Source organism: Halobacillus locisalis (assembly GCF_013694105.1).
Classification (GTDB): Bacteria; Bacillota; Bacilli; order Bacillales; family Halobacillaceae; genus Halobacillus; species Halobacillus locisalis.
On sequence record NZ_JACEFG010000002.1, the window covers coordinates 971056 to 997875 of the forward strand.

Annotated in this window: 26 protein-coding genes and 1 pseudogene; 25 read left to right on the plus strand and 2 right to left on the minus strand. The window is 44.3% G+C overall.

All coding sequences use genetic code 11. The features are described 5' to 3' along the window. Positions 1-100 precede the first annotated feature (100 nt). Positions 101-1477 carry a flagellin N-terminal helical domain-containing protein gene (locus H0266_RS19615; RefSeq protein WP_181472568.1) on the plus strand — a complete coding sequence of 459 codons (1377 nt, stop codon included), beginning with the start codon at positions 101-103 and terminating at the stop codon, positions 1475-1477. Between the two features lie 309 nt (positions 1478-1786). Next, positions 1787-1921: a flagellin gene (locus tag H0266_RS11760; RefSeq protein ID WP_425484301.1), complete on the plus strand. Its 135-nt coding sequence runs from the start codon at positions 1787-1789 to the stop codon at positions 1919-1921. Between the two features lie 22 nt (positions 1922-1943). Here H0266_RS11760 and H0266_RS11765 read toward each other — a convergent pair whose 3' ends face one another. Further along, complete coding sequence (locus H0266_RS11765; protein WP_343063282.1) at positions 1944-2864, minus strand: endonuclease; 921 nt, start codon at positions 2862-2864, stop codon at positions 1944-1946. 153 nt (positions 2865-3017) lie between these two features. Between H0266_RS11765 and flaG the strand changes: the two genes are divergently transcribed. The 18 genes and pseudogenes from flaG (at position 3018) to H0266_RS11855 (ending at position 20814) form a co-directional block, all read left to right on the plus strand. After that, positions 3018-3386, plus strand: a complete 369-nt coding sequence (flaG, locus tag H0266_RS11770; protein WP_343063266.1) for a flagellar protein FlaG — start codon at positions 3018-3020, stop codon at positions 3384-3386. A gap of 12 nt (positions 3387-3398) precedes the next feature. Further along, the gene (locus tag H0266_RS11775; RefSeq protein WP_181472570.1) at positions 3399-4940 is read left to right on the plus strand and encodes a flagellar hook-associated protein 2; all 1542 of its coding nucleotides are present in this window, start codon (positions 3399-3401) and stop codon (positions 4938-4940) included. Between the two features lie 27 nt (positions 4941-4967). Further along, on the plus strand, positions 4968-5357 hold the full coding sequence (gene fliS / locus H0266_RS11780) for a flagellar export chaperone FliS (protein WP_181472571.1): 390 nt from the start codon (positions 4968-4970) through the stop codon (positions 5355-5357). Next, positions 5357-5701, plus strand: coding sequence for a flagellar protein FliT (gene fliT, locus H0266_RS11785; protein WP_181472572.1), 345 nt, complete (start codon positions 5357-5359; stop codon positions 5699-5701). Before fliS ends, fliT begins: the two co-directional genes overlap by 1 nt. A gap of 13 nt (positions 5702-5714) precedes the next feature. Then, positions 5715-6098: a DUF8042 domain-containing protein gene (locus tag H0266_RS11790; protein WP_181472573.1), complete on the plus strand. Its 384-nt coding sequence runs from the start codon at positions 5715-5717 to the stop codon at positions 6096-6098. Between the two features lie 277 nt (positions 6099-6375). After that, complete coding sequence (hpf, locus tag H0266_RS11795; protein WP_181472574.1) at positions 6376-6936, plus strand: ribosome hibernation-promoting factor, HPF/YfiA family; 561 nt, start codon at positions 6376-6378, stop codon at positions 6934-6936. Between the two features lie 204 nt (positions 6937-7140). Further along, complete coding sequence (locus H0266_RS11800) at positions 7141-7329, plus strand: hypothetical protein (protein ID WP_181472575.1); 189 nt, start codon at positions 7141-7143, stop codon at positions 7327-7329. Positions 7330-7439: 110 nt separating this feature from the next. Next, the gene (gene secA / locus H0266_RS11805) at positions 7440-9953 is read left to right on the plus strand and encodes a preprotein translocase subunit SecA (protein ID WP_181472576.1); all 2514 of its coding nucleotides are present in this window, start codon (positions 7440-7442) and stop codon (positions 9951-9953) included. Positions 9954-10021: 68 nt separating this feature from the next. Further along, a protein-coding gene (gene prfB / locus H0266_RS11810; RefSeq protein WP_181472577.1) for a peptide chain release factor 2 occupies positions 10022-11126 on the plus strand; the annotation gives its coding sequence in 2 pieces (ribosomal slippage) (positions 10022-10093 and positions 10095-11126; 1104 coding nt in all). A gap of 533 nt (positions 11127-11659) precedes the next feature. Then, entirely contained in the window at positions 11660-12544 is an 885-nt protein-coding gene (galU, locus tag H0266_RS11815; RefSeq protein ID WP_181472578.1) for a UTP--glucose-1-phosphate uridylyltransferase GalU, read from the plus strand. A gap of 408 nt (positions 12545-12952) precedes the next feature. After that, the gene (locus H0266_RS11820; RefSeq protein WP_425484307.1) at positions 12953-13792 is read left to right on the plus strand and encodes a YitT family protein; all 840 of its coding nucleotides are present in this window, start codon (positions 12953-12955) and stop codon (positions 13790-13792) included. Between the two features lie 42 nt (positions 13793-13834). Next, complete coding sequence (gene cccB, locus H0266_RS11825) at positions 13835-14251, plus strand: cytochrome c551 (RefSeq protein ID WP_181472579.1); 417 nt, start codon at positions 13835-13837, stop codon at positions 14249-14251. 171 nt (positions 14252-14422) lie between these two features. Beyond that, a complete protein-coding gene (gene ftsE, locus H0266_RS11830) occupies positions 14423-15109 on the plus strand; it encodes a cell division ATP-binding protein FtsE (protein ID WP_181472580.1) in 687 nt (228 codons plus the stop codon). Between the two features lie 248 nt (positions 15110-15357). Then, the gene (locus H0266_RS11835; RefSeq protein WP_181472581.1) at positions 15358-16869 is read left to right on the plus strand and encodes a S41 family peptidase; all 1512 of its coding nucleotides are present in this window, start codon (positions 15358-15360) and stop codon (positions 16867-16869) included. A gap of 76 nt (positions 16870-16945) precedes the next feature. Next, entirely contained in the window at positions 16946-18139 is a 1194-nt protein-coding gene (locus tag H0266_RS11840; protein ID WP_246363885.1) for a PDZ domain-containing protein, read from the plus strand. A 558-nt stretch (positions 18140-18697) separates the two neighbouring features. After that, a complete protein-coding gene (locus H0266_RS11845; protein ID WP_181472583.1) occupies positions 18698-20011 on the plus strand; it encodes a DUF2254 domain-containing protein in 1314 nt (437 codons plus the stop codon). Positions 20012-20063: 52 nt separating this feature from the next. Continuing rightward, positions 20064-20542, plus strand: a pseudogene (locus tag H0266_RS11850) (GNAT family N-acetyltransferase). Positions 20543-20628: 86 nt separating this feature from the next. Next, positions 20629-20814, plus strand: coding sequence for a hypothetical protein (locus H0266_RS11855; protein WP_181472584.1), 186 nt, complete (start codon positions 20629-20631; stop codon positions 20812-20814). A 42-nt stretch (positions 20815-20856) separates the two neighbouring features. Here the strand turns inward: H0266_RS11855 and H0266_RS11860 are convergent, their stop codons facing one another. Then, positions 20857-21102, minus strand: a complete 246-nt coding sequence (locus H0266_RS11860) for a hypothetical protein (protein ID WP_181472585.1) — start codon at positions 21100-21102, stop codon at positions 20857-20859. Positions 21103-21292: 190 nt separating this feature from the next. Here H0266_RS11860 and H0266_RS11865 point away from each other — a divergent pair, with 190 nt between their 5' ends. The 5 genes from H0266_RS11865 to H0266_RS11885 all read left to right on the plus strand — a co-directional run bounded on the left by H0266_RS11865 (position 21293) and on the right by H0266_RS11885 (position 26766). Continuing rightward, positions 21293-21442, plus strand: coding sequence for a hypothetical protein (locus H0266_RS11865; protein WP_181472586.1), 150 nt, complete (start codon positions 21293-21295; stop codon positions 21440-21442). A gap of 437 nt (positions 21443-21879) precedes the next feature. Beyond that, complete coding sequence (locus tag H0266_RS11870) at positions 21880-22521, plus strand: methanogen output domain 1-containing protein (RefSeq protein ID WP_181472587.1); 642 nt, start codon at positions 21880-21882, stop codon at positions 22519-22521. Between the two features lie 77 nt (positions 22522-22598). After that, positions 22599-22775, plus strand: coding sequence for a hypothetical protein (locus tag H0266_RS11875; RefSeq protein ID WP_181472588.1), 177 nt, complete (start codon positions 22599-22601; stop codon positions 22773-22775). Between the two features lie 730 nt (positions 22776-23505). Beyond that, entirely contained in the window at positions 23506-24342 is an 837-nt protein-coding gene (locus H0266_RS11880; RefSeq protein WP_181472589.1) for an ABC transporter ATP-binding protein, read from the plus strand. Positions 24343-24699: 357 nt separating this feature from the next. Further along, entirely contained in the window at positions 24700-26766 is a 2067-nt protein-coding gene (locus tag H0266_RS11885) for a sensor domain-containing diguanylate cyclase (protein WP_181472590.1), read from the plus strand. Positions 26767-26820: the final 54 nt, after the last annotated feature.

Sequence of the window (26820 nt, forward strand, 5' to 3'; positions counted from 1 at the left end):
TTCTATACAGATAAACAGGGCCCGTTGTCTGTGTAGATCAATATATATGGGGTGAAAAAGGATGTTCACCCAACAACCATTCTAGGGAGGAATTATTAAAATGAGAATTAATCACAACATCGCGGCGCTAAACACGCACCGCCAACTAGGTCAAGCAAATAACATGCAACAGAACTCTATGGAGAAATTATCTTCTGGTCTTCGTATCAACAAAGCTGGAGACGATGCAGCAGGACTTGCAATTTCCGAAAAAATGCGTGGGCAAATCCGAGGGCTAGATCAAGCACAGCGTAACGCTCAAGATGGAATTTCCATGATTCAAACAGCAGAAGGAGCATTAAGCGAATCCCACTCCATTCTTCAAAGAATGAGGGAACTTGCTGTTCAATCCTCGAACGATACGAACACAGCAACCGACCGTGAAGAACTTCAAAAAGAGGTTGACCAACTAGCAAAAGAAATGACTAGAATTTCAAATAACACTGAGTTTAACACTCAAACATTACTTAATGGTGGTATAGACTCAGATAACCTCGGAAAAGCTAACTTCCATATTGGAGCAAATGCTGGGCAAAATCTATCATTTGAAATTGGTGCAATGGATGCATCTACTTTGGGTGTTGCTAGAGATACTCAAACTGCTACTGTGTCTAGTGCAACAGACGTTACAGGTGCAGAGTTAAGTGGTACATTAGGAACAGCCCTTTCTGACGGTGCATCATTATCACTAAATGCTGATGATGTCGCTTCGAAAACAGAGTGGGCATCAGGTGCAGCTGGTATAACAGGAACTACTATTAAGTCATCTGATGATTCATCAACATATAATGGTTATACTATTACCACAGAAACTACTGGTTCTGGTGGACCCGCAGCTTCTATCGATACTGATGCAAAGACAATTACGCTTACAGGAAGTAGTACAGCTGGCGACTGGAGTGCAACAAATATTAACACTGCATTTAACGATGCAAATATTGACTTGGCAGCTACTGGCGATGCTAGTGCTATCTCTGCAACAGCTGATGTAGCAAATAGTGTTGATGGCTTAGCTGCTGATGAAGTTAAATTAACAATCGGTTCAGAAGACGTTATTGTTAAAGAAGATGCTACTTCAGCTACCTTTACAAGTGCAGCAAATCAAGGATTGACAGTTGATTTGGATGGATCAGTAGATGGGAGTGCCTCTGCAACAATTGATATTGGCGTTACAACATCTTCAGCAGCAACTTTCGCTGGAGGAGCTACGACGGATGCTGTAGCAGCTGGAGGAATTGACATTAGCTCTCAATCGGCAGCAGATACAGCAATTACTAAAATCAATGATGCGATTGAAACTGTATCTGCCGAGCGTTCTAAGTTAGGTGCTGTTCAAAACCGTTTAGATCACACAATCAATAACCTAGGTACATCTTCTGAAAACCTAACTGCTGCGGAATCTCGTATCCGCGACGTAGATTATGCTTTCGCCGCGTAGGCAAAAGCACAGTCGTCCTGACTGGTAACGGTCAGAGATTACAATCGGGTGAATTGCTGGAAACCCCTGAAACTTTTCTTACCACAGCGGAGTTGGAAACGACAGACGCGAAGGTTGAAAAAAGAAGAGATTGGGCAATCAGCAGCCAAGCTCCTGTCTCGAAAGAGTGGAGAAGGTTCAACGACTAGGATAGACCACCGTCTAAGGTGATGAAATCCGTAGGGGACACAATGCCGGTTCAGCATTGTCGATCCGAAGTGCCCGACCCCTAGCTATTGTAAGTAGGGTGAAGATATAGTCTAGTCATTTATGAAAGTAAATGTTCGCACGATGGCGAAAGAAATGATGAACCAAACGAAGTCTTCTATTCTGTCTCAAGCTTCTCAAGCAATGCTTGCGAAAGCAAACCAAATGCCACAAGGAGTTCTACAACTTCTACGTTAATAACTTTGAAAAGAGGTCCCAATCATCTGGGATCTCTTTTTTCTTGAAAACATATTAAGGCTAAATCATTGTATGTTAATCCCGTAAATCGCTTTAAGGCTTCTAAATAAGATAGATTTGTTGCATTGACGACAATTTGATATTTCTTAGAGGGGACATTCTTTTTTCTGAAAATAAATTGATATCGATGATAGAATTCCTTTTGTTCAATTGACTCAAAAATTTCGGTTAGATTCTCTAATTTTTGGTTTATTTGGTTTGTCGGTTTCGTCAAGATAATATTTGCTGGAATCGAAAGGGTCGTTCTTTTGGAGGGAGTGGGGCTGATCCTCAACTTTTGTTTCAACATTTTTCTACTCATTGAAGAATGGTGAAAGGGTGAGGTTAAGAAAAGAAAGTAGTTGATAGATGCTCTGTTATAAATCACTAATCGTTTTTGACCATCCAATGAGAACAACAAGTTATACTTTTTATAAAGCAAATCGATCAGTTCGAGACATTCCTGTTTTGTGAATGATTCAGTAGATAAAATAATCTTTGCGGGCTTACGACCTTCCATTTTTAGGTGGCCATCATCTTGATACCACCACGCTAAGGCTTCTGGCGTCATATAATCATGAATTAAGTGGAAAGGGATTACTTTTTCACATGCATACCACTGTTCGTGTAAGTAGGTCACTAAGGGTGAAGTTTTTGATTGACAGATGTACCGTTCACTATACCCCTTTCGTAAACGAGGGTCTGTGATTTTATTGTAACTTGGTTCAGTTAGTGGAATGTAATCGGATAAGTTGGTGTAGCAATGTCCACTCCATTCTTTATCCTTAGCACAGTGAGTAAATTGAAAACGAGGTTTACGCCCCTTTTGTTTAATGATTCCGCCATCTCCTAACAGTTTTCCTGTTATCCTAGCTTTAGCTTGTTCGGGTAATTCTGTCCACACTTTCTCCAAGTTCATCACCACCATAATGCGAATGTATGTTCTTGTTTGTGTTTACCCTTTTAGAACAAAATTGATGCGCTTTTTTATTCAACAATTCCTTTTATTACCCGATACTAGTAATAACAGCAAAATACAGTCGGGGAGTTGTTAAGGGTGGAAATTAAAAATAATTTAAGCCAACCACAGCTCTTGCAAAAGAACTCACAACAGAATAAAGCACCTACAACATTGCAAGAGAATAGAGAAACGATTCAAGAAGAAAAAGTGACCGAGACTTCTATTCTTTCACCGAATGAAGAGAAAGAAAAGTTGGAAGAGATGACGAACAGTATGAATGATTTATTAAAGCCTGTTCAAACGTCACTTAAATTTGAATTTCATGATAAATTAGAAGAATATTACGTCGCCATCGTAGACGACAGCACAGAGGAAATAATCCGAGAGATACCGCCTAAGAAAATGTTGGATTTATATGCATCAATTGCAGAATCTCTAGGATTCATCGTCGATCACAAAATATAGGTAGGTGAAAGTATGAGTGATATGAGAATCGGAGGCTTGGCCTCTGGAATGGATATTGATAAATTAGTTGGCGATCTAATGAAGGCAGAGCGTCAGCCTATGAATAAGATGGAGCAAGATAAATCATGGCTCGAGTGGAAGCGGGATTCTTATCGTGACGTAAATAAACAGTTGAATGAACTCGATACAATGGCGTTCGATATGAAATTAGAAAGATCGTTTAATTCAAAGAATACAAGTTCATCTGATCCAGCTGTATCTGCTACAGCAACGGCAGCGGCTGGCAATGGCTCTTATACGCTAGATGTAAAAGAAGTAGCAACGGCTGCTTACAATTATAGTGAAAACAAATTGACTAAAACTGGGGAAACCTTCGACCCCGACGCGGCATTGAGTTCACAGCAAGGAAACCTCAAGAACGGAATAAATCTATCAGAGTCTTTTTCATTAACCACTTATAATGAAGACGGGACGAAGAATGAAAGGACTTTTGATGTAGCTGGTGATAAATCACTGAATGATATTCTGAAAGAGATAAGTGATTCTGATTTAGGTGTCAGGGCGTTCTATGATAAGAGTGCTGATAAAGTGATGATTGAACGGACGGAGACAGGTAACTTCAATCAAAATAGCGGAGAATTTTTAGGCGCAGAAATTGGTTTTGACGGGTCTAATAGCTTCATGTCTACTACACTAGATATTAAGAACGGGGATAACTCTACAGGTACTTGGGAATTGAATGAAAAAGGTGGTAGTGATGCCAAGTTCACCTATAATAATGGTTTAGAAATCACTTCTTCATCGAACGATTACACCTTAAACGGAGTTAACTTCAAATTCAATGCTGTTACAAATGGGAACATTACAGTTGATGTTTCTAACGATGTGGATAAAGCGGTTGATAAAATCGTTGAATTCGTCGACAAATACAACAAAGTCATAGAAGATTTGAATGGAAAAACAGATGAAAAGCGTTACCGAGATTTCCCTCCATTGACCGAAAAGCAAAAAGAAGACATGGAAGAACGGGAGATCGAACTTTGGGAAGAAAAAGCGAAGAGCGGTATGCTTCGTAACGATACATCGATTGAGTCAGCGTTAAATAATATGCGTAGAGATTGGTACACGCCTGTTGAGAATGATGGAGCGTACTCAATGATGTCTGAAATCGGAATTTCCACGTCATCAAATTACCGTGACGGTGGTAAGTTACTGATCGACGAGGATGAATTACGTACGGCTCTTAGTAAAGATCCAGAGTCTGTGCACAAATTATTTTCTGGTACAGATGAGAATCCTGGTGTAGCTCGCCGGATTGAGACAAGTATTGAGGGTACGATCAATTCAATTGAGAAAAAAGCAGGTAAATCAACGACCGTAGATAATAGCTTTATGTTAGGTCGTCAAATTGAGGACTTAAATAAAGAAATGGATAATTTCCAGGATCGACTTAATATGATGGAGGATCGTTATTGGAGTGAGTTTGGTGCAATGGAAAAAGCCATCTCACAGATGAACCAGCAGTCGTCGTTTATCATGCAAAACTTCGGCTAACGTATTAAATAAAGGAGTGTTGGCTATATGTCCATCCAAGCCTATCAGAATAATTCAGTAGAAACCGCCTCCCCAGGCGAATTGACATTAATGTTGTATAATGGCTGCATCAAGTTTATTAAAGCGGGTCGTAAAGCTATGGAAAATAAAGAAATTGAAAAGAAGAATACAAATATCCAAAAAGCTCAAAACATCATTCAAGAGCTTATGGTCACGATGAATCAAGACTATGCAGTTTCCCAAGAGATTCTGCCTCTTTATGATTACATGAACCGTCGCTTGGTGGAGGCGAATACCAAGAATGACCTTGAAATCTTAGATGAAGTTCAAGGACTAGCTGTTGAGTTTCGTGACACGTGGAAACAGGTCATTCTGCAAACGAGACAGTCTCAGCATGCACAAAGTGGGCAAGCGTAGTGAGTACGTGGCAACAATTTTTGACCATCACGACAAAACTGGATGAAATCGTTCATAGTCCGACTGAAAAACGCTCGCATGTTGTTGAGGAAGTAGAACGTCTATTAGAAGAACGGGAAGCGATCATGTACGAGCTTCCCCAACCAACCGAAGCAGAAAAACCGCTCCTCGAAGAAGTCAAAAAACGCGATCTCAAGATCAATCAAAAGCTTGAGTTTCTTTTCAATGACCTGAAGCGCGACATGCGTAACAATAAGAAGCAGAAGGCCAGCAAGAAGCAGTACACAAATCCCTATCAAAACGTATCGAGTTACGATGGGATGTTTTTAGACTCTAAAAAGTAGGATCGGTGATTTTTTGGTAGAACTGACAAAAGATATGCATCAAATGTTAACGCATTACGACGAGCTTCTGAACACAATCAGTGAGGGGCTTATATACTTAGAACAAAACATTTCAGAAGAAGCACCACCTGAAGCACAGCGTGTGTTTGAAGATACGTTGCTTGCGCTTGAACAGGTGAGTGTCAGCCATGAACAGATGGTGACGATTTTTGAAAATGATCCAGAAGTGCAAACGTTGATTGAGGATTTCCACGATATCGTAAAGCTATTGCAGGGATGGTTCACGCTTTCGTCGAATGAGGAGAAGCGTCGATTGCTGGCTGATCAGGTTGTTCCTGCCTTTGAATCGTGGAAAGCTCGGATTCAGTCGTTCATCAAACCACATATTGCGCATTAATTAGAAAAGCACCCTGCGCGTGGGTGCTTTTTTATTATTTTAATTGATGAGCTCTCCAACAAAATCCGCCTAAAGAGGTCAATTTCCGATTCGCGAATCTAAATTCAGTCTATAACTTACAAAATTATTCCCCGTCCCATCAAGCCCTCATCACCGCTTCCTCCTCTTCCAACAAATACCGACACAAAAACGACAAAATATTTCGAAAGTTTATGCAGGAAAGCCCCCGGGTATGATAGAATATATATCACATAAGGATGAAAGGAGGACACTTCTTATGCTACAATACAACATTCGTGGTGAGAACCTAGAAGTGACAGATTCTATTAAGGACTATGTGGAGAAAAAGGTGGGCAAGCTTGAACGCTACTTTGATACTCCGCCATCTTCTGAGGTTCACGTAAATTTAAGTGTCTATAATGATGAGCAGACAATCGAGGTAACGATCCCGATGAAGAACTTGCTTCTTCGCGCGGAGGAACACAACACAGACTTATACGCTGCCATCGACCTTGTGGTTGATAAATTGGAGCGACAGATTCGCAAGCATAAAACGAAGGTTAACCGTCGTTTCCGCCAAGAGGGTGCTCCGAAATATGTCTTCGCTGAACTTGAGCGTGAATCACGCCAAGAAGCGGTAGAGGAACAAGATAGTGAATTTGATGTTGAAATTGTAAAAACGAAACGATTCGATCTGAAACCGATGGATAGTGAAGAAGCAGCCCTTCAAATGGACATGCTTGGACACAATTTCTACGTATTCACGAATGCGAATACGGATGAAACGAACATCGTGTACAAACGTCGTGACGGTCGTTATGGCCTAATCGAAACATGATCTAGTAATCGCAAGCCACCTCTACTTCGGTAGGGGTGGCTTTTTGATAGAAAAAGAGATTCTCTCATCATGGAGCATTCAAAAAACGCTTTTTCTCATAGTGAAAATGGTTTTTTCTACCTTCAATCACCTAGAAAAATGCAAAATCCCTATTTCGACAGCTTTCGCTCCCTATGGTAAAAAAGAAGGAGAGGAGGTGATGGAATGAACGGAACCTGCCACGATTGCAGCTATGTCTATGAAAAATTGAAGCAGCAAGAAGAAACGATTGCTCAGCTTGTTCAGATTATCGGATCGACGAATCAGAAAGTGATTGATTTACATAAACGACAGATGGGTGTCGAGCACCAGATTCTTCGTGAACAACCTCTTCCTTTTCCTTCAGCCAGATAACCTCCAGATTCCCTCGTGGATTAATTGCGAGCCTGCTTCTCTTAGTGTTATGATAAGTAATGGATTATAGTATTCAACCGAGATTTGATATCTATAGAGGAGCGGTTTCAATGCTAGGAACTTTAAAGAAAATTTTTGGCGATGAGAACTCACGTCATTTGAAACGATTAGACAAGATCACTGAAGATATCGATGCTCTCGAAGAAGAGTACGAGAAACTCTCTGATGATGAATTACGACAAAAGACAGATGAATTTAAAGAACGCTACCAAAAAGGCGAAGATTTAGATGACTTATTACCAGAAGCTTTCGCGGTTGTACGTGAAGGCTCTAAACGTGTGCTAGGCATGCGTCCGTTTAAAGTTCAGCTACTTGGCGCCATCGCGTTGCATCAAGGGAACATTTCCGAGATGAAAACCGGTGAAGGTAAAACGCTTGCTTCTACGATGCCTGCCTATTTGAACGGGATTACAGGTAAAGGCGTCCATATCATCACCGTCAACGATTACTTAGCGAGCCGTGACGCGACGGAAATGGGCGAGCTGTTCCAGTTCCTTGGTCTGACCGTCGGGCTGAACTCGAACGGGATGTCGAAAGAAGAAAAACGTGAAGCGTACAATGCGGATATTACGTATGGTACGAACAACGAGTTCGGTTTCGACTACCTGCGTGACAACATGGTGTTGTATAAAGAGCAAATGGTGCAGCGTCCGCTTCACTTTGCCATCATTGATGAGGTCGACTCGATCCTGATTGATGAGGCGCGTACGCCGCTGATCATTTCCGGTACGGCTTCGAAGTCTGCCGATCTTTATCAATCCGCAAACTCTTTCGTACGTCTACTCGCTGTTGAAGAAGATTATACGTATGACGAGAAAACGAAGAACGTACAATTAACGGAAGAAGGAATCAACAAAGCGGAGAACTTCTTCAAGATTGAGAACTTGTACGACCTATCTAACGTATCCCTGATTCACCACATCAACCAGGCGCTTAAGGCGCACACGTCGATGCAGCGTGACACGGATTATGTGGTGGAAGAAGGCGAAGTCGTCATCGTCGACCAATTTACGGGTCGTTTGATGAAAGGGCGTCGCTATAGTGATGGATTGCACCAAGCGATCGAAGCGAAAGAAGGCTTGGAAATCCAAAACGAAAGCATGACCCTTGCTTCGATTACGTTCCAGAACTTGTTCCGTATGTATGAAAAGCTATCCGGTATGACGGGTACAGCGAAGACGGAAGAAGAAGAATTCATGAACATTTACAATATGCGCGTCATCGTCATCCCGACGAACCGTGAAATCATCCGTGATGATAAAGCCGACCTCGTGTACAAGACGATGGACGGGAAGTTCAAGGCGGTTGTCGAGGATATCAAAGAGCGTTATGAAAAAGGACAGCCGGTTCTTGTCGGTACAGTTGCCGTTGAGACGTCTGAAATCATTTCCCGCTATTTAACCAAAGCGGGCGTGAAGCATAACGTCTTGAACGCGAAAAACCACTTCCGTGAAGCGGAAATCATCGAAAACGCAGGTCAACAGGGAGCGGTCACGATCGCAACCAACATGGCCGGTCGTGGTACCGACATCAAGCTTGGCGACGGCGTGAGAGATTTAGGTGGCCTTGCCGTCATCGGTACCGAGCGTCACGAATCCCGTCGTATCGATAATCAGCTGCGTGGTCGTTCTGGACGTCAAGGGGATCCGGGTATGTCCCAGTTTTACCTGGCGACAGACGATGAACTGATGCGTCGTTTCGCATCCGATAACATTCGCAGCATGATGGATCGTCTCGGCATGGATGACTCTCAGCCGATCGAAAGTAAAATGATATCCCGTGCGGTAGAATCAGCTCAAAAACGTGTCGAGGGAAATAACTTCGATGCACGTAAGACGATTCTTTCCTATGACGATGTACTTCGTCAGCAACGTGAAGTCATTTACAACCAGCGTTACGATGTCCTGACGTCTGAGAATCTTCGTGAAATCATTGAACAGATGATTGAGCGTACTGTACAGAATACGGTTGAAGCCCACACGAATGAGGACGAAGAAGAGAACTGGGAGCTAGAATCCATTGTCAATTACGTGCGTGCGAACCTTTTACAAGAAGAAGATATCTCAGTAGCGGCTCTGAAAGGAAAAGATCCGGAAGAGATGCAAGAGCTTATCTTGGAAAAAGTGAAGATGCGCTATGACGAGAAGGAAGAAGAATTGACGCAAGAACAAATGCGTGAATTCGAGAAAGTCATCCTTCTTCGTACCGTCGACCAGAAGTGGATGGATCACATCGACCAGATGGATCAGCTGCGCCAAGGAATTCACTTGCGTGCATACGGTCAGAACGATCCGCTTCGTGAGTACAACTTCGAAGGCTTCCGCATGTTCGAGCAAATGGTTGCGACGATTGATGAGGAAGTATCCCGCTACGTCATGAAAGCCCAGATCCGCAACAACCTGCAGCGTCAAGAAGTCGCACAAGGTGCGAAGGCAGTATCAGGGGGCGAGGAAAGTAAAGAACCGAAGAAGAAATCCCCGTTCGTAAAAAGTGATAACGTCGGTCGTAATGACCCATGTCCTTGCGGAAGCGGGAAGAAATATAAGAACTGTCACGGCAAATAAGGACGTAAGGCACTCTCTGTCTTTGAGAGTGTCTTCCCTTGTCTATAGAAGAAATAGGAGTGATTGGTATGGATATGGCAGAAATTCGCCATGCATTAGACAATACAGCTACACGTTTAGCGGACTTCAGGGGGTCTCTTTGACGTCGATCAAAAGAAGACCCGCATTGCTGAATTAGAAGAACAGATGACCGAGCCTGGCTTCTGGGATGACCAGCAGACGGCGCAAAAAGTCATCGATGAAGTGAACGGACTGAAAGGGCTTGTGCATACGCTTGAAGAGCATGAAGAAACGCACGAGAACTTAGAAGTGTCCTATGAGCTTGTGAAAGAAGAAGACGATGAAGACCTTCGCGAAGAATTAGTCGAACAAGTGCAACAGCTGAAGTCTTCACTCGACCAATATGAGCTCAACATCTTGTTAAGCGAACCGTATGATAAAAACAATGCGATTTTGGAACTGCACCCAGGTGCTGGAGGTACCGAATCACAGGACTGGGCGAGCATGCTTCTTCGTATGTACACGCGTTGGGCCGAGCGCCGTGGTTTTTCTGTTTCGACGATGGATTACCTTCCGGGTGATGAAGCCGGCGTGAAGAGCGTGACGCTGTTAATCAAAGGTCACAATGCTTACGGCTATTTGAAAGCGGAAAAAGGCGTACACCGTCTCGTTCGTATTTCGCCGTTTGACTCGTCTGGTCGTCGTCACACGTCGTTTGTGTCATGTGAAGTGATGCCTGAATTCAACGATGAAATCGAAATCGATGTGAAGACGGAAGATTTGAAGATCGATACGTACCGCTCCAGTGGTGCCGGTGGACAGCACGTCAACACGACGGACTCGGCCGTTCGTATTACGCACCTGCCGACGAACACGGTCGTGACGTGTCAGTCCGAGCGTTCGCAAATCAAGAACCGTGAGCAAGCGATGAAAATGTTGAAGGCGAAACTCTATCAGCTCGAGATCGAGCGCCAACAGCAACAGCTTGATGATATTCGCGGGGAACAAAAAGAAATCGGCTGGGGAAGCCAGATCCGTTCGTACGTCTTCCACCCGTATTCCATGGTCAAAGACCACCGTACGAATACGGAAATCGGGAACACGCAAGGCGTTATGGACGGCGACTTGGATAAGTTCATCAACGCTTACCTCCGTTCGAAAATGGATCAGTAATAAGAAGGTTCTGTTAGATCATATAAGAATGTCGTGGGATGGAAAACGACTCGCTTTCCTGCGGGGGAGCCGGCAAGCCTCCTCGTTCGTTAACACTCTCTGTGGGGTCTAGCCTAGGTCCTTCTCCCGCGGGAGTCTCCCCGTTTTCCATCCCACTATGCTACAAATAGTGGAAACAGAACCTTGCCAAACATTATGCGTTTATCCATAGCAGTCCTCTTTGTAGGGGATCTCAAGAGGTTCACACTTCCTCTCGCAAGGTGGCGTGGAAACGGCGACACTCCTGCAGGATCCTGAGGCTTGGGTGAGATCCCGCAGGTCGCGAAGCGATTGAGGAAGCTCACCGCCTCCTGCGGAAAGGGAGTCGTTTCCACGCCACCGGCTCCTTCTCTTTTTGGAAGAACCGAAAATGGCTTTCGCGGGCACACTAAGGAGACGCTCACTGCGGTGGGCGTCTCCTTTTTCGCTACCCTAGGCATAAAATCTCTGCTATGATAGAACTACTAAAATATTTCCAAAAGGCGGTGGGTGCGATGAAAGTGAAAAAGGCGATTATCCCGGCGGCGGGACTTGGGACACGCTTTTTGCCAGCGACAAAAGCGATGCCGAAAGAAATGCTGCCGATTGTCGACAAGCCGACGATTCAGTATATTGTCGAAGAAGCGATTGCCTCAGGCATTGAGGACATCATTATCGTGACAGGGAAAGGGAAACGGTCGATCGAGGATCATTTCGACCATGCCTTTGAGCTGGAGGACAACCTTTATAAGAAAGGAAAGTTCGAACTCTTGGACGAAGTGAAGCAGTCGGCGCAAGTGGACATTCACTACATACGTCAAAAAGAACCGAGAGGACTCGGCCATGCGGTCTGGTGTGCCCGCAAGTTCATCGGCAACGAGCCGTTTGCGGTTTTGCTTGGGGATGACATCGTCAGGTCGGATGAGCCTTGTTTGAAACAGTTGATCAATCAGTATGATGAAACGGAATCATCTGTGATCGGCGTAAAACAAGTGCCTCACGAAGAGACGAACCGGTACGGCATCATCGCACCGAAAAATCAAACCGAACGCCGTTATGAAGTCGAGCATTTCGTCGAGAAGCCGGCCGTGGAAGATGCGCCGTCCAACTTGGCGATCATCGGCCGCTACGTCTTCACGCCTGAAATCATGGATTTGCTTGGCACACAAGACATCGGAGCGGGCGGTGAAATACAGCTGACCGATGCGATCGAACGCTTGAACATGTCCCAGCCTGTGTATGGCTATGAATTTAAGGGCGACCGCTATGATGTCGGGGATCAGCTCGGATTTATCAAAACGACGATTGCCCTCGCAATGGAGCGCGAGTCGATGCGCGACGATGTGCTTCATTTAATGGAAGAAGTGCTGAATGAACAGAAGAATACCAAAAAGCAGTGATGAGCTCTCATCGCTGCTTTTTTATCTCCACAGTTTCTAATTTGCAGGTTCCATAAAAGTGTAGTGAGACGCTCTCTCTCAACGGTTTTGCTTGGGATCAGTCAGCAAAACCGCCGTGATCAAGACGATCTCAACCGTATAGGCGAATTTCTTTGGAAGAAAGTGCGGTGAGAGACGCTATCTCGACCGTTTTGAGTCTATACAAGCTCCGAAACGGTCGAGAAACTTTCAAACGTATAAATCCCAGTGCTTGGTAAACGCTAAGCGAAACCAGCTCTTTACCGTATTAATGCGTTATTTTAATCGCATTTACACGGGTATTCCCTAGTGTTATACTCCTTTACGGTTTACATAACAGAGTAGGGAGAGAACAACATGATGATGGCGAAGAAATATAGAAGAGAACCGATGCCGCCGCTTCTCAGGCACGGGATCGAGTATGCATTAGTCATTATAGGTTCGTTTTTTGTGGCGCTTGCCTTTAATATATTTTTACTACCGAACAACATCGCCTCAGGCGGCGTGGCCGGAATCAGTACGATCACAAAAGGCGTATTCGGCTGGGAACCGGGTCTTGTTCAATGGGTGCTGAACATTCCGTTATTCTTTACGGGTTTGTTCATTTTAGGAAAAAACTTCGGGGTGAAGTCACTCGTCGGGACGTTGGTACTCCCGTTGTTTGTAATTCTGACGAGTGATTTTGAACCAGCCACGCCAGACCCTCTTCTCGGGGCGATTTTCGGCGGAATGGGTGTGGGACTTGGGCTTGGGATCGTCTTTCGCGGACGAGCCTCGACCGGGGGAATCGACCTTGCCGCTCAAGTGCTGCATAAGTTCACGCATCTGCCGCTCGGGATCAGCGTCGCGATGCTGGATGGCATGATTGTATTGACATCAGCGATCGTGTTCTCGGTGGAAGAAGGGCTGTATGCGTTGATTGGACTGTTTGCGACAAGCAGGACGATCGATATCGTTCAAGTCGGATTCAATACGTCGAAGAACGTCATGATTGTGACCGAAGAAATCAACGAGGTACGGGATGCCATTTTTTCTGAAATCGACAGAGGTGTGACGGTATTGAGCGGTGCGGGTGGTTACACGGAACGGGAGCGCCGCGTTGTGATGTGCGTCGTGCAGCAGAATGAATTCATTAAATTGACACAAACTGTGAAGCGGGTCGACCCCGGGGCGTTTGTGGTCGCGATGAATGCGACGGAAGTACTTGGGGAAGGTTTTAAGACGACTTGATTGGGTATAATACCTCTATAAACTGTTATAGGGGGTTAACAAATGAAGAAGTGGTTAAGCGCGATGTTTCTCGTACTTATCCTTGTTCTCGGTGCCTGCGGGGGCGGCGGTGGCGATGAAGAGCCGGCCGAAAACGAAGACTCCGGTATGGAGGAAGGCATGGATGAGGAGAATGGCGACACTGGTGGAGACTCTGGTGATATGGAAGGCTCTGAAGAAGGTGGCGACACCGTAGACGCAGAAGCGGCTGAAGCGGTTTATCAAAACAACTGTGCGAGCTGTCATGGTGGCGACATGGGCGGCGGAGTAGGACCAGCTTTACAAGAAGTTGGATCGAAGTACTCAGCTGACGAAATTGTCGACATCATTAAAAATGGTAAAGGCCAGATGCCTGCTCAAGGACAAGTGTCTGATGAAGACGCTCAGTTAGTAGCAAGCTGGTTGGCAACGATGAAATAAGATACTTAGAAAAGTCTAGCGACGGTATGCTAGGCTTTTTTTGTTGCTCAATGATTTCAATGACTTAATAGAACTGTAATATTTTTAGTCTAAAAAAGGGCTGAAATCAATGTTATAATAGAGTTGTTTGCTAAGCTTTCGTTAAACTATAAAAATTAAGGTGAGAGACATATGATTGATATGCAAGGAGTCTATAAAACATACCCGAACGGCGTCACGGCGCTGAATGGATTAGATGTAAAAATCGAGCAAGGGGAATTTGTCTATGTCGTCGGACCAAGTGGTGCCGGAAAATCGACATTTACGAAATTGATCTACCGCGAGGAAAAGCCGACAAAAGGGACGGTCAACGTGATTGACCTTGATATGGCTTCGCTCAAGCAGCGCTCCGTACCGAAGCTGAGACGTCAAATCGGTGTCGTCTATCAGGATTTCCGGCTGCTTCCGACGCTTACGGTATATGAGAACGTGGCGTTTGCGCTTGAAGTGATTGAAGAGAATCCGAAAAATATCCGCCGTCGCGTGATGGACGTGCTCGATCAGGTGCGTCTGAAGAACAAGGCGCGCTTTTTACCGGATGAGCTTTCTGGTGGGGAACAGCAGCGTGTATCGATTGCACGTGCGATTGTGAACTACCCGAAGATTTTGATTGCCGATGAGCCGACGGGGAACTTGGATCCGGATACGTCATGGGAAATCATGCATATCCTAGAAGAGATCAACGAAACCGGCACGACGATCCTGATGGCGACGCATAGCCAAGAAATCGTCAACACGATCCGTAAACGAGTGATCGCGATTGAAGATGGCATGGTCGTGCGTGATGAAGCCCGCGGAGAATACGGATACGAGTATTGATTCAGAAGACTGTCTCATCAACAGGGGGACAGTCTTTTTCGATGCCATTGAAGAACTTTGTACCAAAAATTTGCAGACCGGTACCGGATCCGTGCTAGAATGAAGAAGTATAGCGTGTGAGAAGAAGTTGGGTTAAGTTTCTACTTCTTGGCATAGCTTTACAATAGAGCGAATCTTACGTTTACGGTGAAGGCGCTTATTTGCTAGTATAGAGGCAACGAGAAATCCAATGTAGAAGGGTGAATGCGATGAATGTGAAACCGCGTTATATTGCGCTTCTGATGGCGCTTGCGGTCCTATTGGGAGCAGCCGGCTCTTATATAGGCATAGAGTATTTTGCAAAGGCTGAGCAGAATGACTCGCAAGCTGAACAGTTGGCTACGGCAGATGAAGGCGGCGAGAATTTCGGGAGTTTATCGGAAGAAGAACAGAAGAAGTTCATTGAAGATATGACCGGAAACTCGACAACCGACTTGGAGAAAGTGGAACAAGCCTACAGTATCATTAAAGATAATTATGTAGAAGACGTGGAGCAAAGTGAATTGGTCGAAGGTGCAATCCAAGGCATGCTCGATACGCTCGAGGATCCCTACAGTGTGTACATGGACCAGGAGACGATGAAGCAGTTCAACCAGACGATTGAGTCCTCATTCCAAGGCATCGGTGCTGAGGTCAGCATGGTCAATGATAAGGTGACCATCGTGGCACCCATCAAAGGCTCTCCAGCAGAAGAAGCTGGCTTGAAGCCGAACGACCAGATCTTGAAAGTGGACGGCGAGAGTGTCGAAGGATTGGACCTTTATGACGCGGTATTGAAGATCCGTGGTGAGAAAGGTTCAGAAGTCACCCTTGAAGTCAGTCGCCCCGGTGTGTCTGATCCGCTAAGTATTGATATCGTTCGTGATGATATTCCCTTAGAAACGGTGTATTCAGATACGAAAGAGATCAATGGCAAGAAAGCGGGCGTCATCGAAATCACGTCCTTCTCTGAAAAAACGTCCGATGAGTTCCACGAAGCGTTGACGAAACTTGAGGACGAAGGGATGGAAGGGCTTGTCATCGACGTGCGCGGGAACCCAGGTGGCCTGTTCACCGATGTACAAGAAATCTTGAAGGAATTCATCCCGGATGACAAACCGATTGTGCAAGTCGAAGATCGCAATGGCGAGAAATCACGTTACTTCTCGAATATTCAAGAGAAAAAAGACTATCCGATCACGGTGCTGATGGATGAAGGAAGCGCATCCGCTTCTGAAATCTTGGCTGCAACGATGAATGAAGCGGGCGGTTATGATCTTGTCGGAACGAAGAGTTTCGGTAAGGGAACAGTCCAGCAGGCCATTCCGATGGGGGATGGCAGCACGATCAAGCTGACTTTATTCAAATGGTTGACGCCAGATGGCAACTGGATTCATGAAAAAGGGGTCCAGCCGACCGTGAAAGTCAAGCAGCCGGATTACTTCTATACGAACCCTGTCGATGTTGAAGAGCCGCTTGGCTATAATGACAATAGCGACAAGGTGAAGAATATACAAGAAATGCTGAAAGGCCTTGGCTATGACCCAGGTCGTGCCGACGGTTTTTATAGTGAAAAAACGGTAAAAGCTGTTGAGTCCTTCCAAAGCGATGCGGGCTTAGACGTCACTGGTGAAATCGATGAAAAAACAGGTGGCAAGCTGGAAGAACAAATCGTGGAGGAAGTACGTAAAGAAGAAAACGACAAGCAAATGCAAAAAGCATTGGACGTTCTCTTCAAATAAGCAGGAATTTGCAATTAAATGACGAAATTAAATCCGTAGTCCTACGACTGCGGATTTTTTTCTGAAAGGAGTCACCATGTTGGACGTTTGGATATTGGAATTACTGAAAGGGGCAGGACGCGCGTTCACCCAACCTTTCTTATACATAGCCATCATCATGATTTGGATTTCATCGAGGAATCGAATAAAGAGAGAGCGTGAACAATTCGGGACGCGTGTCTTCCCTGCTTTTTCTGAAATGAAAGGCACATGGGGCGTAGCGCTCAGTGCCGGACTTGTGTTGTCGATTTTTTCAGTAGCGGGAGGTCTTGTCGTCACGTACCCCTTGCTACTCTTGATCGGATTGATTTTCATCCTGGTCAGTCTGCCACTGCGATTCAGTTGGTATTCAGCGGCTTATACGCTCGGGCTGACGTATATCGTCGTCTTGATGCTCCCCTATTTGCCAGACCGTTTCAAGGCGAATCCGTGGGTGGATGTGATTGAACAGACGCCGCTCACATCGATTGCCATACTGTTGAGTGTGTTACTGGTTGTGGAAGCTTTTCTGTTGTTGAAGACGTCTCCTGATGAGACGTTCCCGGAGCGGAAAAAAGGCCGGCGCGGCATGTGGATCGGTCAACACCGTTCGAAGAAAATGGCGGTGGTCCCGTTTATTGCCCTCATGCCTGTCGGAGGAATCACGCCCTTTGCCGATTGGTGGCCCGTCTTGTCCATCGGAGGCGAATCGTTCGGTCTCATTGTCGTTCCCTTACTGACAGGCTTTGAATGGATTGCGCGCGCGCAACCACCAGAGAAAGCGGCTAAAACGATCGGACGTCATGTGTTCGTATTAGGCTTTTTCGTCTTGATTGTATCGATTGCGAGCTATTTTATTTCTATTCTTTCACTAGTAGCGGTCGCGATCAGTTTGCTTGGGCGTGAATGGATCAACATTCGTCATCGCTTAAGGGAAGATCAGCCTCCCTTTTTCACTCCTCAGCCAAAAGGAATACGCATTCTCGGCGTCATTCCAGGAAGCCCCGCTTCCCAAATGGGACTCATTCCTGGCGAGTTAGTAGAAAGAGTGAACAATATGCCAGTAAGGACAGAGAATCAGTTCTATGAAGCCTTGCAAGTCAACGGGGCGTTCAACAAATTAGAAGTGCGGGATGAATGGGGCGAAAATCGTTATGTGCAGCGTGCGATGTATGAAGGGGAACATTATGAGTTAGGTCTTGTATTTGTTGAGCCCCCACCCAAACATGAATCGTCAGTCGGTTTCTTTTAGTATCGTGTTCATATCTTCCTTGCTTTTGAAGTAGTGCAGGGGTGGTTTTGAAACAACTCGCTTTCCTGCGGGGGAACCGGCAAGCCTCCTCGATCGTTTACACGACCTGTGGGGTCTCGCCTGAGTCCTTCTCCCGCGGGAGTCTCGCTGTTTCAAAACCACCCCTTTCGACATTAAAGTGAACGAACCCTCGAATATGGTGGTTGTGTTAGCGGGATAAACAATTCCCTGTTTTAATGAGTAAACATGCCTCACATCCCATATTCCCGGCCCTTCAAACGCTGAACGTTGCAACGGAAACCACCAGCTTTTCTCGAAGTGATGTCTTCCGCAAATGGTAGATGAACTTCTAGGTTAAGCAGCCCACCTATAAGGACTTATTTTTGAAAGAAGATTGAATATGTAGGTTAAATCACTTTTCTCAAGGGTAGGAATTAGAAGTATTACAACTTCTAAGAATAGACGGGTGATCATATGGGGCTCTTTTACTATATAAAGAAATACTTCAAAATGTCGAGACGTCAGCGGAAAAGTGAATTGAAATCAACGCTTTGGTTTATGCCGCTATGGTATATCATCGGAGCGATCGGTTTGTCCATATTCACTTATTACCTTGATTATGTGGTCGATGTGAGTCTATATTTGCCGGCCGCCATCGGCTTCAGTGGACAGACGTTGCAGGTTCTCTTAAGCGCGCTTGTAGGTGGGGTTCTGACCTTGAGTGCCTTTACGATCAACTCCCTGCTCGTCGCATTGACGACGTTCAGCGGGCAGTTTTCTTCCAAGATGCTCGTAAACTTTGTCAGTGATCGAGCGACTCAGCACGTGCTCGGTATATTTAACGGGAGTTTCATTTATGTGCTCTTGAACTTCTTATATGTGACGCATGAAGAAGAAGAATATGTTGTCGCGACACCTGTGTTATCGATTCTTACGGCCATTATGGCGGCTGTGACGTTCATCTATTTTATCAACCATACAACGACCTGGATGCAGGTGCACAATATCAGCTTCAACATGAATGCCAAGTCGAAATCGGTGCAAGCGTCTCTTGAAAAAGAATTGAAGCCACATCATCTTGATAAAGAGGTGGCGATAGAGTCTCTTCCAGATGAATCAGAAGGGAAAGTTATTAAAACAGACCGGTCCGGTTATCTGCAAGTGGCTGATTTTGCAAAACTGATTAAGCAGGCGAGTCGAGATGATGTTCTCTTGAGGTTCGATGTTCGTATTGGAGAGTTTGTCATAGAGGGAACGCCTTTACTTACGTATTGGGAACATGGACAACCTATTAATCCTGACCGCTACTTCAAATCATTGGAGATCGGGAGTAAACAAACGGAAATTCAAGACCTCGAGTATGGGCTGATCAAGCTTGCCGAAGTAGCCATCAAAGCTTTAGGTCACAATGATCCACTTACGGTGACGAACACGATTCACCAAATTGCGGATTTGTTGAAAAGCATCGGGCAGTCTACGAATTTCTCTCCCTACCTTTTCGACCAGCAACAAGAGCTTCGTATCATATTGGATCAAAAGCCTTTTCGCTATTACCTGCATAAGGGGTTCGCCTCGATTCGAGAATATGCAGATCAGAACTCGACTGTGATGACGGAGCTTTTAACGATGGTTTCGCTGTTGAGTAAAACGATGGATCAAGAGGTGCACAATGATCTGTGGGAGTTCGCCCGTCAGACGATTTTAGGGTTTGATAATTATAGTTTGTACGAGAACGATTGTCTCTATATACTAGAGCAATTATCCGAACTTGCCAAAAACACAGGTCATCAGGAAGATTATCTATTCTTGCTTGAATACATGCTACAGCGGGTCAGTTCGAAGAGCGCATCTGAAGTGCCTTCGTCATTATAAAATCGTGTGAATGAATGTGGAATAGCATCTTCTGATCTGTGGGAGGGTCTTCATGGGGCTCAGAAACGTTAGACGTTCAGATTTTGATGTTGTATCGAAATTGATCAATGAGTGGTGGGGGGCAGGGATATGTCATCCATGTTGCCAAGGTTGTTTTTTGAGCACTTCACTACTACCAGCTTCATTGTAGAGGAGGACGAGAAACTGTTGGGGTTTATAATAGGCTTCTTATCACCATCTAACTTAGAGGAAGCCTATATACACTTCGTTGGAGTTCATCCGGATTGCCGAAAGCATAACATCGGTAAACGCCTCTATGAAAAATTCTATCAAGCAGCTCGAAAAGAAAATCGCACGATCGTTAAAGCGATAACCTCACCTGTTAACAAAGTGTCCGTTGCCTATCATACCAAGATGGGCTTCGATATAATGGCTGGCGATAAAGAGGTTGATGGAATATCGGTGTTTTCTGATTATGATGGTCCCGCGCAAGATCGTGTTTTGTTTGTAAAACGACTCTATAATACATAGTAATTTTCTTTATGATTGTACAAAAATATCAAAGAGTAGCATGAAGCGATATCATTCTAAGCGTAGAAAGTAGTGAAGGTTTTATGATGAAACTTATTTTCTTATTATTATCACTTATTGTTGGCGTAGTCTTGTATTGGCGAGGTAATCGGAAAGGTAAGGTCTTCTTAAGAGGTATGGGAGTAGGGGTATTGCTGGCCATCGTGTTTATGGAAGCGCCGAATTTCATACACGGTTTCGTTGAAGGATTCCAAGGCGGTTTCAATAACTGAGGTAGGTCTTCAAGGGAATACTACGGTGACACCTTTGGCTGATTATGAGCCGAAGATGTCACCGTAGTTGTAGGTTTCTCTTTTGGAAACTGAAAAATATTGAAACCAGAAGCGGAATTCATCAAAGAATACATCAGAAGATAATTCAATCGTATCAAAGAAGTCCTCCAACACATCTTCCTCCACTTCATCAAGCAATCCTGTTACGTATAATGGTGTCTTAAAACGTGTGAACAACTCTTTATACCCGTAAGATCCAAATACGTCTTTCATTTGTTCTTCTGTCATCAGGGTAACACTCCTTTTTAATAGGGTGTCTGAATTTCTTGCTTCGTATTCTTTTATTCCCGGTTAATTGTTTTTTATCCACACGGGAGTTGGCCCAAGCAGATATGTCGATGATTTGAATCAGCCGTGTTATATTGGTAACCATCTTCTCTCAAGGGAGATGAAATATTGGAATAGATGAGGTGTTATAATGATTAAATGGATTTTATCAAAGTTTGCTAAGAAAGAGACAGCTCCAAGAAGTAGAACGACCATTCACTCATTACCACCAAAGAATGCCAACAATAAATCAACCCAAGAAGAAGGTTATGTGAAAGACTGTGATTTGGGCTGGTGCTGAGGTCGATGGACTAGAATAATGGAGTTTCAGACACTAATATAAGATATAGCAATGCTAATGAATGGATACGCAAAATCCCGCTTGAATAGACTCAAGACGGATTTTGGGTGTCCATTTTTTTTGGATGTCGCTGTGGATAGGTCATAAAGTTCTCTCCTGTTTAAATTTCTCTACTAATCTGTTCCTCTATTCTCCTTTATTGAAAAGCTTTCATCGCTTATGGTGGAGTATGGATCGTGCTTTCTGTTCTTTTTGGGTGGGATTGATAAGAGACACAGGATGTTTACGACCGAATAGGATAGGTAATTTCCTAGTAAAGGGAACGAACAGGGTGGGGACCACTCTACAATAATGAAATATTCACCAATAATTAATAGGTTTGTTGACCATATTGCATTATAATGGAAAAAAGAAGACAAGAGAGGAAGGTAATTAGAATGCGAGATAAATTATCAGGAACGATTTTTTTGTCTAAACTAATTACTCAATATGCTCACTTGCACAACCGTACACTAGGATCGAAAGCAGAAGGATATATTCAACAACTCGGCATTAAAACAGGGGAATGGATCGAATCCTTTTATGATGAAAAAGGAACCCATTGGACCCCGGATCAATACGCGCGCGTCATCGTTGATTTGAAAAATTCGATTGGTGGCCATTTTCATATAACAGAAGTTCATGAGGATCGCGTTATTGTCAAAGCGGAAGGTTGTCCGTTCGGTGAGGCTGTGAAAGATGCCCCGCATTTATGCATGATGACCTCCAGTGTTTTCGGAGGAATTGCATCAAGAAGAATGGGATACGGCAAAGTCAATTTGCGTAAACGGATTGCCGTTGGTGATGCGGGTTGTGAGGTAGCGATTTATTTCCAACCGACCGATGAAGAAGAAGGAATTGTTTATGAGAACATTCCCATCACACCTGAACAAGGGGACCCATTCATCTGGGAAGAGGAGACCATTAAAGCTCTAGGTGAAGAGTTACGTAAGAGCGATGACATGGTGATGGAATTGGTAGAGGAGCTAGATCGTCTGCGATCGGAAGTAGAAGAGTTGAAAGAAAAATCTTCGATATAATCGGCTGTAATAGGAATATAGACAAGGAATTAGGGAATAGATATAGTGTAAGCCACTAACTCCTAGGAGGTTTAGGTATGGTTTGGCTCATGTTAACGTTTGTCGTGACACTGATTGCTTTTACCGTCTACTTTGACCAGTCGGAAAAACGTAAAGTAAAAGCCAATGTAGCCGTTAAAGACCACAAAGCCTTGGAACAGGAATACTATTCTCGTGGCACAGCCAATGAATCTGCTAAACATGAACATTTTTAAACATACTGGGCAAAAGCTCTCTACATAGCTTTTGCTCTTTTTTTGTGGATTTGATGAGCTTCCATGTTGACTCGTAATTTACTGAAGAAGCGAGCTGTGGTAGTGGGGTCAGGTTCGTTCCCTCCTTGCGTTATATTGGATGAACGGACCTTATTCAGTAAAATTGCTTCCGGTAGAAATCTCTATTCACAGCACGGTAGGGGGCAGCTGATGCTCCTCAGAAATGGAACAGGGAAAAGATTTTTCTGTTTCCGACATCTGTAGTAACTATTCGGACAAGAGCGGCTCGATTTCGGACAACTTCCCTCCCTATCCGGACAAGAGACAAATCATTTCAGACATGCCCTGGCTATTCGGACAATTGATCCACTTTATCGGACATCCTCTCAGGTTTTCCGGACACCCACACCCTAGTCTCTATTTCGAGGAGGACAAGAGCGTCTCACCTTCGAATTTCCAAGATATATGGCAGTAACAGTAATCCTGAATTGTCAGCGTAGAGAATACATAACGTAGGCGTAGCATGCATACATTCGTCTTGTAGGGAAACGGTCCTTCAACTCCTTATACATACCTCTTGAATTTGAGATTTCTCCTTTATGATGCTGAAAATGATTCTCAAATTCATTGACAGATAACTCTGAAGCCCATAAACTTAGAAGTACGGATTATTATGCGAACGTTTTTTGACATATAGTGAGGCGCAGGACATAAAGGAGAGGTCGACAGTATGGATACTTTGTTGGCGAAGGATTTAACATTAGGTTATGGCGATTCTATTATTATCGATTCATTAAATATAACAATTCCTAAAGGCAAAGTGACGGTTCTGATCGGTGGAAACGGGTGCGGTAAATCGACGTTATTGCGTTCGATGGCTCGCTTATTGAAACCGAAGGATGGTGAAGTCGTCTTAGATAGTCAAGACATCTCGAAGATGAAAACAAAAGATGTTGCGAAGAAAATGGCGATTCTACCACAAAGTCCGACGACACCAGAAGGGCTTACCGTTTATCAATTAGTGAAACAGGGACGTTATCCTTACCAAGGCTTGACGAAGCGTTGGTCGAATGATGACGAAGCGGCGGTAACGAAAGCGCTTGAGGATACGAATTTAACCGAGCTCAAAGAGCGTTCTGTTGATTCTTTATCTGGTGGTCAACGTCAACGTGCATGGATTGCCATGACGCTTGCACAAGATACTGATACCCTTCTACTCGATGAGCCGACCACTTACCTGGATATGACGCACCAAATCGAAATTCTCGATTTGCTGTTTGACTTAAACCAGGATCATGGACGTACGGTCGTTATGGTCTTACACGATATCAATTTAGCTTGTCGTTATGCGGATCACTTGATTGCCGTCAAGGATAAAACCGTTTTCGATCAAGGAAAACCGGAAGAAGTCATTACTTGTGATTTGATGCAGCATGTATTCGATATGACATGTGATGTCCGGGAGGATCCGTTGTTCGGAACACCAATGTGTATACCGCACGGGAAAGGGCGTTGTCTAATCAAACAAGCCCAAGCAGAAGCACAGGTTCAAGCTCAAACTTCATAGCATCGAACGCAAAGGATGATGAGTTGTCCTGTTGCGGTAGTAATAGAACACATTAAAAGCCCGCTAATTCGCAAATGGATTAGCGGGCTTTTCTATGTTCTTAAATGGATGTTCCAGTGTGTTTACTATGTCATTTGAGTATTGTCCTTGTAACTCATCGTCTTTCCGAAATAAGAGTGTAAAGAACACGACAATGCGTATAAAACTATTTATTTCCTGTCTTTCCTTACTCTGCAAATATCTCGAGTTAAAAGAATTTTAAGTGTAGAAAAACCGCCAAAAATGTTATGATAGAAGCAATGTGTACACACTTGTTAAGGCTATTCAGACAGATTCTAATAGATGAGGGGATGGACCATGGCTGATCATGTGCGTGATATTTTTGAAAAAGGGATGATCGATACCACAGAACATATGATACCGCTCTTACATATGTTGATGGATGGCATTTCGGACTATATTTTCCTAATGGAAGTCATAGCACCGAATCGTTTCAAATACGTGCTCGTGAATCAGTCTGCGAAAACCCGACATCCTATAGAGGATGTCGAATGGGAAGGTCGTTTTATAGAAGATTTATTGGATAGGGAGAAAGCCGAACCGCTGATTGAACGATATCAGAATGTGTTCGATGAAAATCGTCCACTTACGTACGAGGATGAAATGGAATTAGATGGCACAGTTTTCAGAGGACATACGTCTCTTACTCCATTAAAAAATCAGGGTGGAGATGTCACCTATATTTTAGGTATTACGCGGGATATTACGGATGTCGTGGAAAAAGAACGTGATCTAAATCGAATTAATGCTGTCTATCGCTCTTTGATGGAGAATACAGCGGATGCCATTCTCGTCATTGACACGAATCAGAAGGTTGTCGAAGTCAATTCTGCGCTAGAAAAACTATATGGATACACAAAACAGGAATTGTCAGGGGATGTCTTCCCTTTTATTCCAAAAGAAAAGCAAGAAGAGGCCCAGTCCATTATTGATCGGGCTTTAGAAAATGAAGGGGTATCCGGGTTCCAAACCGTTCGCGAGCGGAAAGATGGGACGCGCATTGACGTGTCCATGACGGTCTCTCCGATTCATAATGAGGTGGGAGAGACAATCGGCATTAGCTCCATCGTTCGCGATATCACTCATATTAAAGAGAATGAACGAAAATTAGCGGCTAGCCGGTCACGCTACCATTCGTTATTCAAACATAATCCACATCCTATTCTGACGTTGAACTTGGACGGGACGGTACAAAATGCAAACCCAGCTAGTTTGAAGATGATGAACAAGTCGGATGAAGAACTGGCAGGGGTTTCTTTATCCGAGCTGTTGCCGGACGAACAGGCGAAATGGGTCGAAGAGTATTGCCAGCATAAGGACCTAGAGGAAGACGTCTGGTTTCAGGCATCTTTGCGAGTGAATCAGGAAGAGCGCATCGCCAATGTGTTTCTAGTCCCGATCATTAATGAAGATGAACGAGTCGGCATGTATGCGATTTTAGATGACATTACTGGTAAGGAGCGTGCTACAGAAGCCTTGAGGCAGAGTGAAGCGAAGTTTAGACTGATAGCGGATCATTCGAATGACTTGATTTGTGTATTCTCACCTTATGGAGAGTTGTATTATGCTTCTCCCTCGCTGACAAAGTTCTTCGGATTCAATCCTGCTGAACTTCCAAACGAACAACTCACTCAAATGATCGAGTTCGATGATCTTATGAGAGTATCAAATGCGTTTAAGCAATGCTTTATAGACGGGCAAGCGTTTACTGTAACGTTGGAATTGACAGGAAAGACGGGAAAAGCCGTTTGGTTCGAATGCAGAGGGACGCCTGTACTTTCTGATGAAGGGATAGTCAATAGGATCGTCGTGGTAGGTCGGGACATTTCTGAACAAAAGAAGTATGAAGATCAGCTTAAGCGGATTGCGTTTTACGATTATTTAACAGGATTACCGAATCGCCGTTTATTCGAAGACCGTTTAGAGCGAGGGATTGTCCAAGCTTCACGTAAGAATCAATCGTTTGCGTTATTGTATTTGGATGGCGATAGTTTCAAACGTATCAATGATGAGTACGGACATGATATGGGAGACGATTTCTTACGCTTAGTCGGCAATCGTATGAAAGAATGCCTGCGAGAAAGTGATTCGATCGGTCGGATCGGTGGAGATGAGTTTGCGATATTACTGAGCGATATTCAGGACACAGGTCATGTGCGTCAGATTTCCAAGCGGATCTTAAATCAGCTGCGTTTACCTTATCAACTGAATGGGGTGAAAGTGGTCTCGTCCTTTTCGATTGGTGTTTCGATGTATCCAGCCGATGGACAATCACTTGATGACTTATTCCGAACGGCTGACCAAGCCTTGTATTATGGGAAGCGAGAAGGAAAAGATCAGATTTGGTTATATGAAGATTTATAAAAAGAAGAGGGAAAGGTACCACGGCTCGTGTAGCCAACGTACCTTTCCCTTTTC

Coding starts and splice junctions, on each gene's coding strand:
- H0266_RS19615 (WP_181472568.1), top strand. CDS start 101: ATGAGAATTAATCACAACATCGCGGCGCTAAACACGCACCGCCAACTA.
- H0266_RS11760 (WP_425484301.1), top strand. CDS start 1,787: ATGAAAGTAAATGTTCGCACGATGGCGAAAGAAATGATGAACCAAACG.
- H0266_RS11775 (WP_181472570.1), top strand. CDS start 3,399: ATGAGTGATATGAGAATCGGAGGCTTGGCCTCTGGAATGGATATTGAT.
- fliS (WP_181472571.1), top strand. CDS start 4,968: ATGTCCATCCAAGCCTATCAGAATAATTCAGTAGAAACCGCCTCCCCA.
- hpf (WP_181472574.1), top strand. CDS start 6,376: ATGCTACAATACAACATTCGTGGTGAGAACCTAGAAGTGACAGATTCT.
- H0266_RS11800 (WP_181472575.1), top strand. CDS start 7,141: ATGAACGGAACCTGCCACGATTGCAGCTATGTCTATGAAAAATTGAAG.
- secA (WP_181472576.1), top strand. CDS start 7,440: ATGCTAGGAACTTTAAAGAAAATTTTTGGCGATGAGAACTCACGTCAT.
- galU (WP_181472578.1), top strand. CDS start 11,660: ATGAAAGTGAAAAAGGCGATTATCCCGGCGGCGGGACTTGGGACACGC.
- H0266_RS11820 (WP_425484307.1), top strand. CDS start 12,953: ATGCCGCCGCTTCTCAGGCACGGGATCGAGTATGCATTAGTCATTATA.
- cccB (WP_181472579.1), top strand. CDS start 13,835: ATGAAGAAGTGGTTAAGCGCGATGTTTCTCGTACTTATCCTTGTTCTC.
- ftsE (WP_181472580.1), top strand. CDS start 14,423: ATGATTGATATGCAAGGAGTCTATAAAACATACCCGAACGGCGTCACG.
- H0266_RS11835 (WP_181472581.1), top strand. CDS start 15,358: ATGAATGTGAAACCGCGTTATATTGCGCTTCTGATGGCGCTTGCGGTC.
- H0266_RS11840 (WP_246363885.1), top strand. CDS start 16,946: ATGTTGGACGTTTGGATATTGGAATTACTGAAAGGGGCAGGACGCGCG.
- H0266_RS11845 (WP_181472583.1), top strand. CDS start 18,698: ATGCCGCTATGGTATATCATCGGAGCGATCGGTTTGTCCATATTCACT.
- H0266_RS11855 (WP_181472584.1), top strand. CDS start 20,629: ATGAAACTTATTTTCTTATTATTATCACTTATTGTTGGCGTAGTCTTG.
- H0266_RS11860 (WP_181472585.1), bottom strand. CDS start 21,102: ATGACAGAAGAACAAATGAAAGACGTATTTGGATCTTACGGGTATAAA.
- H0266_RS11865 (WP_181472586.1), top strand. CDS start 21,293: ATGATTAAATGGATTTTATCAAAGTTTGCTAAGAAAGAGACAGCTCCA.
- H0266_RS11870 (WP_181472587.1), top strand. CDS start 21,880: ATGCGAGATAAATTATCAGGAACGATTTTTTTGTCTAAACTAATTACT.
- H0266_RS11875 (WP_181472588.1), top strand. CDS start 22,599: ATGGTTTGGCTCATGTTAACGTTTGTCGTGACACTGATTGCTTTTACC.
- H0266_RS11880 (WP_181472589.1), top strand. CDS start 23,506: ATGGATACTTTGTTGGCGAAGGATTTAACATTAGGTTATGGCGATTCT.
- H0266_RS11885 (WP_181472590.1), top strand. CDS start 24,700: ATGGCTGATCATGTGCGTGATATTTTTGAAAAAGGGATGATCGATACC.